Below are 11591 nucleotides of genomic sequence, written 5' to 3'. Positions count from 1 at the left end.
TACGCGCAATCACAGCACAGAAGCTCATTCGTAACTTGACTGTGCATCCAGATCCAAAATCATGGAATCTCTCGCAAGTTGACGCCGAGATATTCGCCAATTCCGTTATAGACCTGTATCGCGGTTTAAGATGCGCCCAATGTGGCACTTGGGTGACAAGCTCCAAAAAACCATCCTGCTCCTGCGGCCTTTGCGCACTATGACGTGCGCCAGAGTTGGCCGAGCTGTTGCTTTAAAGTTTCGATGACATTTTTATCATCCAAATCGAGAGCAGTCACCGAATCACCTTGATCTGTACAGGGTATGGCTCGTGATGCACACTCACACAAGACAGGAGACTCACCCCGAAGAATTCGGGCCTAGATTTTGCCCAACGACCATCCTAGAGAAATCTACTAGACAACTGCTGCCAAGCATTGCCTCTGGGCTGAGTCCGGGGAGGGGCGATATCGCTAACTGGATCGATACCGGATACAAACCAGCGAGAGGCAGTCTGCCAAGATGCTACTGTAACCCTAGTAGACAGTAGTCCAGGATCTCGCCGGGGTACTGGTTGTTGACGACCCCGTGGTCGTCCCACTGCACGAACGAGGGCACCGAGGCGGTGAACTCGCCGGACCTCGGGGTCGAGCACGGTGCGCGCGAACCGGCCCCGGCACCCGTCCAGGGTGCTGGCGACCTCGGCTCTCGCCGGAGTGGTCGTGTTGCGCCACACCCGGCCGTCGGGCGGCCACCCGCGCAACCGGACCTTGCCGGTGCCGCCGGTGTCCGGCGTCAGCAGCGGACCGCGCACCACGCGCGCCCGCCGGAAGTCCGGGTCGGCCGACAGCTCGGCCACCATCCGCGAGGCCCGATCGGCCCGAGCCCACACCGGTCCGCCGTCCCACGACACGTCGCCGGACTGCACCCCGCGCGTCAGCTCGGGCCACCCACCGCGCGTCAGGGCCACACCGGGCGCCAGTCCCCCGGCGACCCCGACCGCGCTCGCCTTCAGAAGCGTCCGCCAGTTCACCACGCCTTCGCTCGTGCCCCTCGTGCGCAGTGGGCGCAGGCGACAACGGGGTGAACGCGCCGAACAGGCGAGGCGTCGGGAACGTGCGCGTCGGGTCGCGCGGTCTCGCGCCCACGAAGCGGACAGTGACCCCGCTCCGATGGATAACGTGGCGAGAGCGCTCCCACTCCCCCGAAGGGCGCAGGGTGGGGTTCACCGGTGATTCCCGAACCGAGAGAATAACCAGCTAAATTTCACCCTTTAGCGCAAGTTTTGCTCCATAAGGGTGGCTATGCACCCCATTGTGCCCTCTTTAGATGGTCACCTACCAAGGTGACGTGGCGACGCAGAGCGCTCTATAGTCTCCCGCACTAAGGGCTATGCCCCGGAGAAGAAGTGCGGGAGCAACGGTTCAATGCACCAAGTCAACCCGACCACACCGGCACTCCGGGCGTATGTCGACGAGACCGGCGATCGCGGGTTCGGCCCCTCGGCTTCCCGGTTGTTCGGCCTGTGCGCCGTGCTGGTCCCGGACGAACTGGACCACGAACTCCGCCGGACCGTCCGGGAACTGCGAACCGGTTTCGGCATCCCGGAAGGCCACGCCCTGCACTGGGCGGACCACCTGCGCGCGCGCAACCACGACCGGCGTCGCCACGCGGCCAAGAGCCTGTCCGAGGTGCCCGGCGTCCAACTGATCTACGTCCTGGTCGACAAGCGGGCGCTCGCCCCCGCGTCGGACGTGCACGGCGACGCCGCGCTGACCTACACCAGGACCACCCAACTGCTGTTCGAGCGAATCGCGGTGGCCGCCCGGACGTGGCCCGGCGGACACCGGCGGGTAATAGCGGAAATCTCCCACACCCGAGGGCACGACCACCCCACGACGCTAAAGCACATCGGCGCGCTCTCCCCCCACGACGGCTTTTCGTGGCGGCTCGCGACGTCGAAGATCACCATCAGGGGAGCGGCCGATCGGGACGGCCTTCAAGCCGCGGACCTCTACCTCGGGATGTTCAACGCGGCGATTACCCCGGACAAGTACGGGAACCACAGCGACGAGTACCTGGTGGAGTGCTTGCACCAGGTACACCGGGACCCGCTCGGGCGGATGCTCGGCCGCGGTTTCACCGTCCTGGGACAGGACTCGCTCATCACCGGGCAGCCCTGGTGGCCGTCGTCCGAAGGACGAGGGCTCCCCACGGAGCCCGAGGCCGCTGCGTCCACCGAGGCGGAAGGGGCCGGTCGACCCGGTCCAAGCGGTGGTTCCCCGCGACTCCGTGAAGAGCCGTAGCGGAACACTAGAGAGCCCTCTCCGCGGGGCGCAAGCCAGGTGAGGGATTCCACCGGGTTCCCGCACGCCCAGGAACGCGGGTTGCCGGACACCCGGAAACGCAGGCTGCCGAGCGCCCGGAGAACACAGGTTGCCGAGCACGGTCACGGAGCACCGATCACCGCCCCGAAGACGCCGATCGCCGCGCACCGGGGGCCGGTGCGCGGCGATCGTGAGGGCTTTCGGCTACGGCTTCGGCTGTTCGCCGGACTTCCAGGCTGCCGCCTGCTCGGCCTGGGCCTGGGCGGCCTGCTGCTGGCTGGGCAGGCGGCCCTCGGCCATGCGCTTGGTGACGTCGTGGCGCAGCCACAGCAGGTAGGCCCAGACCAGGCTGAACATGATGCCGACCGCGCCCAGGGCCGTCATCAGGACGATGCCGGCGACCATCACCACGTGCAGCGCGATGATCAGCCAGACGACCCACGGGTGCTTGAGCAGCGCGCAGGTGCCCACGAACGCCAGGATCAGGGCCAGCACCAGGTAGCCCGTGCCGGTGCTGACGCCGCCGCCGAGGTTCGCCACCACCGGCAGGGCCAGCGCGGTGACGATGGCCTCCAGGATCAGGGTTCCCGCCATGATGCCCCGGAAGGACTTCATCGGGTCCTTCTTGGGGGCTGGCGCCGGGGCCGCCGGGGTCGTCATGCCGGTTCCTTCCCGAACAGGGCGCGGGCCTGGCCCGCCGTCACCACGGAGCCGGTCACGATGACGCCTCCGCCGGACACCAGGCCGTCCTCGGTGTCCTCCGCCATGCGGACCGCGTCCTCGATCGCGTCGGCCAGGTTCGGCTGCACGACGATGCGGTCCTCGCCGAAGATCGGCAGCGCCACGCCCGCCAGGTGATCGGCGTCCATGGCCCTCGGCGAGGAGTTCTGGGTCAGCACGACCTCGGCCACCCTCGGCTCCAGCGCGGTCAGGATGCCGACGGCGTCCTTGTCGGACATGACGCCGACGACCGCGATGAGCCTGCGGAAGCCGAACTCCTCGTCGAGCGCCTTCGCCAGCGCCTCGGCGCCGTGCGGGTTGTGCGCGGCGTCGACCAGCACGGCGGGCGCGGCGCGCAGCCGCTCCAGCCTGCCCGGCGACTCGACGCCCGCGAACGCCTCGCGCACCGCCTCCACGTCGAGCTGCCGCTGCGGCCCCGCGCCGAAGAACGCCTCGACGGCGGCGAGCGCCAGCGACGCGTTGGCCGCCTGGTGCGCGCCGTGCAGCGGCAGGAACACCTCGTCGTACACACCGCCCAGGCCCTGCAGCGTGAGCATCTGGCCGCCGACCGCGACGTCGCGCCGCAGCACCAGGAACTCCGAGCCCTGCCGCGCCACCGTCGCGTCGACCTCGGCGACCCGGCGCAGCAGCGCCTGCTCGGCCTCCGGCCGCTGCTGCGCGAGCACGACGGTGGAACCGGGCTTGATGATCCCGGCCTTCTCCTCCGCGATGCCCGCCAGATCGTCGCCGAGGAACTCGACGTGGTCGATCCCGATCGGGGTGATCACGGCGACCCGCCCGTCGGCCACGTTCGTGGCGTCCCAGGAGCCGCCGAGACCGACCTCGATCACGGCCACGTCGACCGGCGTCTCCGCGAACGCCGCGAACGCCATGCCGGTGAGCACCTCGAACTTGCTCATCGGCACGTCGCCGCGCGAGTCCACGATGGACACGTACGGCTTCACGTCCCGGTACGCCTCGACGTACTGCTCCGGGCTGATCGGCGCCCCGTCGACGCTGATCCGCTCGGTGGCCAACTGGAGGTGCGGGCTGGTGTAGCGGCCGGTGCGCAGGCCGACGCGCGTGAGCAGCGCCTCGACCATGCGCGCGGTCGACGTCTTGCCGTTGGTGCCGCCGACGTGGATCACCGGGTAGGCCTTCTGCGGCTCGCCCAGCACGTCGACCAGCGCCCTGATCCGGTCGAGGCTCGGCTCGATCTTGGTCTCGGGCCAGCGCTTGTCCAGCTCCGCCTCGACCACGCTGAGGATGCCGAGCGCCCCCGGTTCGAACGACATCACGCCTCCGGCAGTGTGGCCAGGCGGGCGTTGATGCGCTCGATCTCGGCGCTCGCGGCCTCCAACCGGCCCTGGATCTTGGCGACCACGTCGGCGGGCGCCTTCGCGGTGAACGCGGCGTTGCCGAGCTTGCCCTGGCACTGGGCCTGCTCCTTCTGCGCCGCCGCGAGGTCCTTGGACAGCCGCTTGCGCTCGGCGACCACGTCGACGGCGCCGGACAGGTCCAGCTCCACCTTCACCGTGCCGCCGGGCAGGCCGACGTCCAGCGACACCGAGGCGGTGAAGCCCTCGCCCGGCGCGGTCATCCTGGTGAGCGAGCGCACCGACTCGACCAGACCGGCCAGGTCGACCTCGTCCGCGCCGAGCACCGCGCCGCCGACCTTCTGGCCGGGCTTGAGGCCCTGGTCGGAGCGGAACCGGCGGATCTCGGTGACGAGCTTCTTCACGCCCTCCACCCGCCGCGCCGCGCCCGCGTCGACCTGCGCGCCGCTCGCCTTCGGCCACTCGGCGACCACCAGCGACTCGCCGCCGGTGAGCGTGGTCCACAGCACCTCGGTGACGAACGGGGTCAGCGGGTGCAGCAGCCGCAGCAGCTTGTCCAGGACGTGCCCGAGCACCAGGCGGGTGGACTCGGCCCGCTCGCCGCCCTCGGCGATCTGGACCTTGGCCAGCTCCAGGTACCAGTCGCAGAACTCGTCCCAGGTGAACTTGTAGAGCGCGTCGCTGATCCGGGAGAACTGGAACGCCTCGAACTGGGCGTCCACCTCGGTGATCAGGCCGTCGAGCAGGTCGAGCACCCAGCGGTCGACGTCGGTCAGCTCGGACCGGTCGGGCAGCGGGCGCTCCACGTTCGCGCCGTTGCCCAGCGCGAACCGGGTGGCGTTCCACAGCTTCGTGGTGAAGTTGCGGGAACCGGCCGCCCACTCCTCGGCGAGCGCGAGGTCGGAACCGGGGTTCGCCCCGCGCAGCAGGGTGAACCGGGTGGCGTCGGCGCCGTAGGAGTCCATCCAGTCCAGCGGGTCGATGCCGTTGCCGCGCGACTTGGACATCTTCTTGCCGTGCGCGTCGCGGATGAGCCCGTGCAGGAACACGTGGTCGAACGGCTGCTTGCCGTCCATCGCGTACAGGCCGAACATCATCATCCGGACGACCCAGAAGAACAGGATGTCGTAGCCGGTGGACAGCACGCTGGTCGGGTAGAACTTCGCCAGGTCGGCGGTCTGCGCGGGCCAGCCGAGCGTGGAGAACGGCCACAGGCCCGAGGAGAACCACGTGTCGAGCACGTCCTCGTCCTGCGTCCAGCCCTCGCCCGACGGCGGCTCCTCGTCGGGGCCGACGCACACGATCTTGTCGTTCGGGCCGTACCAGACCGGGATGCGGTGGCCCCACCACAGCTGGCGCGAGATGCACCAGTCGTTGAGGTTCTCCACCCAGTCGAAGTAGCGCTTGGCCAGCTCCGGCGGGTGGATGGTGGTGCGGCCGTCGCGCACGGCCTCGGCGGCGGCCCTGGCCAGCGGCTCGACCTTGACCCACCACTGCATGGACAGGCGCGGCTCGATGACCGTGTCGCAGCGCGAGCAGTGGCCCACGCTGTGCTGGTACGGGCGCTTCTCGGCGACGATCCGGCCCAGCTCGCGCAGCGCGGCCACGACCGCAGGGCGCGCCTCGAACCGGTCCAGCCCCTCGAACGGGCCCTTCGCGGTGATGTTGCCCCGGCCGTCCATGACGGTGATGGCGGGCAGGTCGTGCCGCTGGCCGATCTCGAAGTCGTTGGGGTCGTGCGCGGGGGTGACCTTGACCGCGCCGGTGCCGAACTCCGGGTCCACGTGCTCGTCGGCGACGACGGGCACGAACCTGCCGGTCAGCGGCACCTCGACCTCGGTGCCGACCAGGTGCCGGTAGCGCTCGTCCTCGGGGTGCACGGCCACGGCGGTGTCGCCGAGCATCGTCTCGGCGCGCGTGGTCGCCACGACGATCGAGCGGTCGCCCTCGCCGTAGCGGATGGACACCAGCTCGCCGTCGTCGTCGGAGTGGTCGACCTCGATGTCCGACAGCGCCGTCTGGCAGCGCGGGCACCAGTTGATGATGCGCTCGGCGCGGTAGATGAGGCCGTCGTCGAACAGCTTCTTGAAGATGGTCTGCACCGAGCGGGACAGGCCCTCGTCCATGGTGAACCGGACGCGGGACCAGTCGACGCCGTCGCCGAGGCGGCGCATCTGGCCGAGGATGCGACCGCCGACCTCCTCGCGCCACTCCCAGACCCGCTCCACGAACTTCTCGCGGCCCAGGTCGTGCCGGGACACGCCCTCGCTCGCGAGCGCGCGCTCCACGGCGGTCTGGGTGGCGATGCCCGCGTGGTCGGTGCCGGGCAGCCACAGCACCTCGTAGCCCTGCATCCGGCGGCGCCGGGACAGGGCGTCCATGACGCTGTGGTTGAGGGCGTGGCCCATGTGCAGGCTGCCGTTGACGTTGGGCGGCGGCAGGACGATGGTGACGGGCGGCTTGTCGCGGTCCGCGTCGGCGGTGAAGTACCCGCGCTCGACCCACCGCTCGTAGAGCCCCGCCTCTACCTCGGCGGGGTTCCACGCCGGCGGGAGTTCGGGACGCTGGGGTGCGGAGGGCTTCTCAGTCACGCCCGGAAGTCTACGAAGAACGACACCGCGGGCTCGAACCAGATACCCGGCGCCCCGGACCCGGATGCACGCTTTCCGGTCAGGCGCACCCGGAAGCGTCACCCGGCCCGCCGACGCGCGGTGATCGCCACCGAGGGTGACGCAGCGCTGCGGGTAGGCGTCCACGCAGGTGGAGGCGGGTGCAGCCAGCGCGCCCCCCTCCCCTGACCGTCACTGGGGAATTCACCCAGCCAGGAGCTGTCGTCACCGGCTGCGACCCCCGTAACACCGCCTCAGGCTACGCCGATCGAGTGAACGAGCTATCCGGAACCGGGGGGAACGTGCAGGGCTTCGAAGACCATCCCGACCTCAACACCGACGAGCCGTGGGTGCGCCAGGCGCTCGCCCGCTCCCGGCGGGAGCGCAGGCGGGCGCGGTTGCGCTCGCGGGGCGCGAAGGCCGGGTGCGCGGCGCTGGCGCTGGTGGTCGCCGCCGGGGCGGCGCTGTGGATGCGGGAGACCACGCCGCAGGCCGGGACGCCGCAGGCCGGGACCACGACGGCCGCCGGGTCGGCCGGGACCACGACCACATCCGCCACGCCGGTCACGACCGTGGACGACTGGCGCCGGGTCGACCCGGCCGACCCGTTCGCGGGCACGCCCGCCACGACCTGGGCCGACGGCGCGGCGGGCGTCACCGCCCCGCAGGCCGCGCCAGTGGGCCCCTACAGCGCCGAGGAGGTGGCGGCGGCCTACGAGCGCACGCGCCAGGTCCTGATCACCGCCAGGCTCGACCGGAAGGTGCTGGTCGACCACGACGTGGAGCCGCTGCTGGCGCTGTTCGCGCCGGACGTGCGCCAGGACGTGCGCGCCGACCTGACCACGCCGAACGCGGTCAGCCACGCGACCAGGGCGGCGCGCGAGTTCGCGCTGCTCCCGGTCGAGCCGAAGGTGACCGGCTCGATGGCCGCGCGGCTCGACGAGGACGGCCTGCTCACGGTCGGCACCGACTACCTGGTCGCCTACGCCTTCGCGTTCGAGGACGACGACCGCGTGGTGAACCCGATGGACGTCGTGGTCGTGACCAGGATGAAGGCGGACTACACGACGGTCTCCGGGCCGGACTACGCCCAGGGCAGCCAGGGCACGTGGCCCAGGCGGATGGAGGGCTACACGTACTCCATGGCCTGCGGCAAGGCGAGGGAGGGCTTCATCGCCCCCTACTACTCCGAGCGCGACACCGGGTTCGACGCGCCCGCGACCTCGGCGCCGCCGCACGAGCGCTACTTCGACCAGGGCATGTCGGTCAGCCTGGACGAGGGGAGGCAGTGCGTCTAGCGACCACCGCGGCCACGACCGCCCCCCTCGGGCCCGACCCCGGACGCGGTCGGGGGACGGCGGGCGCCCGCGCGCCGGGGTCCGGGGCGCCACCACCGGGTGTTGTCCGCGCTGGTGGCGCTCGCGCTGGTCGCGGGCGCGGGCGTGCCGTCGGCCCGGCACGCGCTCGGGCCCGCCGACGGCTGGTGGGAGCCGCCGGGGTCCTCGGCGAGGGGGTGCCCGCCGACTACCGGTAAGACCCCGAGCCCCCCTTCCGGGGGACACCGGCCGAGGACTGGGCCGGGGGCGCGGCGGGCATCGTCCCGCTCGAGGCCGAACGGCTGGCCGGGCTCACCGCGGACGAGGTCGCCAGCACCTGAGACCGGGTGCGCGCCCTGCCGGTGGCCTCCCGGCTGGACCGGCGGGCGCGCTCCTCGGCCACGACGCCGAGCCCGCGCTGGCGCTGTTCGCCCCGACCTGCCGGGAGCACGCGCGCACGGCGGTCGAGCTGGGCGTGCACGCCGACGCGGTGCTCACCAGGCTCGCGGGCGACCAGGCGCTGCCGCCGGTCGCGCCGAGGTGCGCCCGGACGGGGTGCGCTCGCCCGTGGAGGTGGTCTCGCTGGTCAGGCACAAGGCCGAGCACCTCCTCGTGGGGGAGGACGCCGACCACGAGCAGTTGTGGCAGGAGACCCGCACGGGTTACGCCTACTCGGTGCAGTGCGAGGCGCACGGCCGCGACCACCTCCCGCCGGCGCACTCGGTCCGAGGCCGTTCGGCTTAGTCCATTACCCGGAATCGCCGACCGGTCACGCTCCGGCACTTCGACCTCGACCGGGTGACCGAGGCGCTGTCGGGCTGCCCCTGGCAGGAGACCAATCCCGGCCCCGCGAGTGACAATGGTCCTGGTCGGAAGTGACAATGGGCCCATGACCACCAGGCCACCGCTGCACGACGTCGACGAGTCCCAGCTGGAAGTCACCGGTCCCAAGCAGTGGGCCGCTGGCATTCCCGGTGTGGCGGTGTCGCTGCGCCGGGGCGTGGAGCAGATGGGCGTCACGCGCACCGTCACCACACTCCGGCTGCTCAACCAGCGCGAGGGGTTCGACTGCCCTGGGTGCGCCTGGCCGGAGCCGCAGGGGCACCGCAAGCTGGCCGAGTTCTGCGAGAACGGCGCCAAGGCCGTCGCCGAGGAGGCGACCCGCCGCCGCGCCGGGCGCGAGTTCTTCGCCGCCCACCCGGTCGCCGAGCTCGCCCAGAAGACCGACTACTGGCTGGGCCAGCAGGGCAGGCTCACCGAGCCCATGGTGCTGCGCCAGGGCGCCACCCACTACGAGCCCATCTCCTGGACGGCCGCCTTCGAGCTGGTCGCCGAGCACCTCAACGCGCTCGACGACCCCGACCAGGCGCTGTTCTACACCTCGGGCCGCACCAGCAACGAGGCCGCGTTCGCCTACCAGCTGCTGGTCCGCTCGTTCGGCACGAACAACCTGCCTGACTGCTCCAACATGTGCCACGAGTCCTCCGGCGCCGCGCTGTCCGAGACCACGGGCATCGGCAAGGGCTCGGTGAGCATCAACGACTTCACCAAGGCCGAGCTGATCGTCGTGGTGGGCCAGAACCCCGGCACCAACCACCCGCGGATGCTCTCCGCCCTGGAGGACGCGAAGAAGGCCGGGGCGAAGATCGTCACGGTCAACCCGCTGCCCGAGGCGGGCCTGCTGCGCTTCAAGAACCCGCAGAACCTGAGCGGCCTGATCGGCTCGGGCACCGCCCTCACCGACGAGTTCCTGCAGATCAAGCTCGGTGGCGACCAGGCGCTGTTCCAGGCGGTCGGGCACCTGCTGCTGGCGTGGGACGCGATCGACAAGGACTTCATCGAGAACAGCACCGACGGGTTCGAGGCCTACGCCGAGAGCGTCCGCGAGATCGACTGGGACGTGATCCTGGGCGCGACCGGCCTGACCCGCGCCGAGATCGAGAAGTTCGCCCGCATGGTCGCCGAGTCCAACGCGACGATCATGTGCTGGGCGATGGGCCTGACCCAGCACAAGCACTCGGTCGCGACCATCCGCGAGCTGAGCAACGTGATCATGGCGCGCGGCATGATCGGCAAGCCGGGCGCGGGCCTGTGCCCCGTGCGCGGCCACTCCAACGTCCAGGGCGACCGGACCATGGGCATCTGGGAGAAGATGCCGGAGAAGTTCATGGTCGCGCTGGAGGAGGAGTTCGGCATCGAGGTGCCGCGCAAGCACGGCCACGACACCGTCGAGGGCATCAAGGCGATGCGCGCGGGCGAGGCCAAGGTGTTCATCGCGATGGGCGGCAACTTCGTGTCGGCCACCCCGGACACCCGCGTCACCGAGGCGGCGCTGCGGCAGTGCGCGCTGACCGTGCAGGTCTCCACCAAGCTCAACCGGTCGCACGCCGTGCACGGCCAGGTCGCGCTGATCCTGCCCGCGCTGGGCCGCACCGAGGAGGACGTGCAGCACACCGGCGAGCAGTTCGTCACCGTCGAGGACTCGATGTCCGTGGTGCACCGCTCGCGCGGCAGGCTGACCCCGGCCAGCGACCAGCTGCTGTCCGAGATCTCGATCGTGTGCAGGCTCGGCCGCGCGCTGCTCGGCCCGGAGCACCCGGTGCGCTGGGAGGAGATGGAGAAGGACTACGACGTCATCCGCGAGCACATCGCGAACGTCGTGCCCGGCTGCCAGGACTACAACCGGCGGGTGCGCCAGCCCGACGGGTTCGTGCTGCCGCACGCGCCGCGCGACGCCCGCGAGTTCACCGGCACCCGGAGCGGCAAGGCGCAGTTCGCGGCCAACGAGCTGACCGTGCTGCCGGTGCCCGAGGGCAGGCTGATGCTCCAGACGATGCGCAGCCACGACCAGTACAACACCACGATCTACGGCCTGGACGACCGCTACCGCGGCGTCAAGGACGGCAGGCGCGTGGTGTTCGTCAACCCGGACGACCTCGTCTCGCTGGGCTTCCGGGACGGCGAGGTGGTCGACCTGGTCAGCGAGTGGCCGGAGGACCCGAGCGGGACCGTGGAGCGCAAGGCCGAGAAGTTCCGGATCGTGTCGTACCCGACGGCGAAGGGGTGCGCCGCGGCGTACTTCCCCGAGGCGAACCCGCTGATCCCGCTGGAGTCCACGGCGGACATCTCCGGCACGCCCACCTCCAAGTCGGTCGTGCTGCGGCTGGAGAAGATCGCGTGAGGCGCGCGTCGGCGGCGTGGGCCCTGGTGCTCGTGGTCGCGGGCTGCACGGGCGGGCAGGAGCCCGCGCCGAGCGGGACGACGACGGCGGGGCCCACGTCGACCGGCGCGGCCAACGGGGCG

General features: G+C 70.8%; 8 protein-coding genes. 4 read left to right on the top strand and 4 right to left on the bottom strand.

The features are described 5' to 3' along the window. Positions 1–382: 382 nt before the first annotated feature. Complete coding sequence (locus ACTUAL_RS16615) at positions 383–871, bottom strand: hypothetical protein (protein ID WP_440900910.1); 489 nt, start codon at positions 869–871, stop codon at positions 383–385. Between the two features lie 535 nt (positions 872–1406). Here ACTUAL_RS16615 and ACTUAL_RS16610 point away from each other — a divergent pair. Next, on the top strand, positions 1407–2285 hold the full coding sequence (locus ACTUAL_RS16610; RefSeq protein ID WP_440900909.1) for a DUF3800 domain-containing protein: 879 nt from the start codon (positions 1407–1409) through the stop codon (positions 2283–2285). A 225-nt stretch (positions 2286–2510) separates the two neighbouring features. Here the strand turns inward: ACTUAL_RS16610 and ACTUAL_RS16605 are convergent, their stop codons facing one another. The 3 genes from ACTUAL_RS16605 to ACTUAL_RS16595 are packed head-to-tail and all read right to left on the bottom strand — an operon-like array spanning position 2511 to position 6954. Beyond that, positions 2511–2966: a DUF4233 domain-containing protein gene (locus ACTUAL_RS16605; protein ID WP_096491841.1), complete on the bottom strand. Its 456-nt coding sequence runs from the start codon at positions 2964–2966 to the stop codon at positions 2511–2513. After that, entirely contained in the window at positions 2963–4321 is a 1359-nt protein-coding gene (gene folC, locus ACTUAL_RS16600; protein ID WP_440900908.1) for a bifunctional tetrahydrofolate synthase/dihydrofolate synthase, read from the bottom strand. The genes ACTUAL_RS16605 and folC overlap by 4 nt, the downstream gene beginning before the upstream one ends. Beyond that, on the bottom strand, positions 4321–6954 hold the full coding sequence (locus ACTUAL_RS16595) for a valine--tRNA ligase (RefSeq protein WP_440900907.1): 2634 nt from the start codon (positions 6952–6954) through the stop codon (positions 4321–4323). The genes folC and ACTUAL_RS16595 overlap by 1 nt, the downstream gene beginning before the upstream one ends. Before the next feature lie 290 nt (positions 6955–7244). On the opposite strand from ACTUAL_RS16595, the gene ACTUAL_RS16590 reads away from it, so the two are divergent. The 3 genes from ACTUAL_RS16590 to ACTUAL_RS16580 all read left to right on the top strand — a co-directional run bounded on the left by ACTUAL_RS16590 (position 7245) and on the right by ACTUAL_RS16580 (position 11469). Then, positions 7245–8270, top strand: coding sequence for a hypothetical protein (locus ACTUAL_RS16590; RefSeq protein WP_440900906.1), 1026 nt, complete (start codon positions 7245–7247; stop codon positions 8268–8270). A gap of 573 nt (positions 8271–8843) precedes the next feature. Beyond that, positions 8844–9032, top strand: a complete 189-nt coding sequence (locus tag ACTUAL_RS16585; RefSeq protein ID WP_440900905.1) for a hypothetical protein — start codon at positions 8844–8846, stop codon at positions 9030–9032. Between the two features lie 145 nt (positions 9033–9177). Next, on the top strand, positions 9178–11469 hold the full coding sequence (locus tag ACTUAL_RS16580) for an FdhF/YdeP family oxidoreductase (protein ID WP_096491836.1): 2292 nt from the start codon (positions 9178–9180) through the stop codon (positions 11467–11469). Positions 11470–11591: the final 122 nt, after the last annotated feature.

It is taken from the genome of Actinosynnema sp. (genome assembly GCF_052038725.1).
Note: the sequence above shows the minus strand (reverse complement) of the source record. Positions and strands in the feature narration are given on the sequence as shown.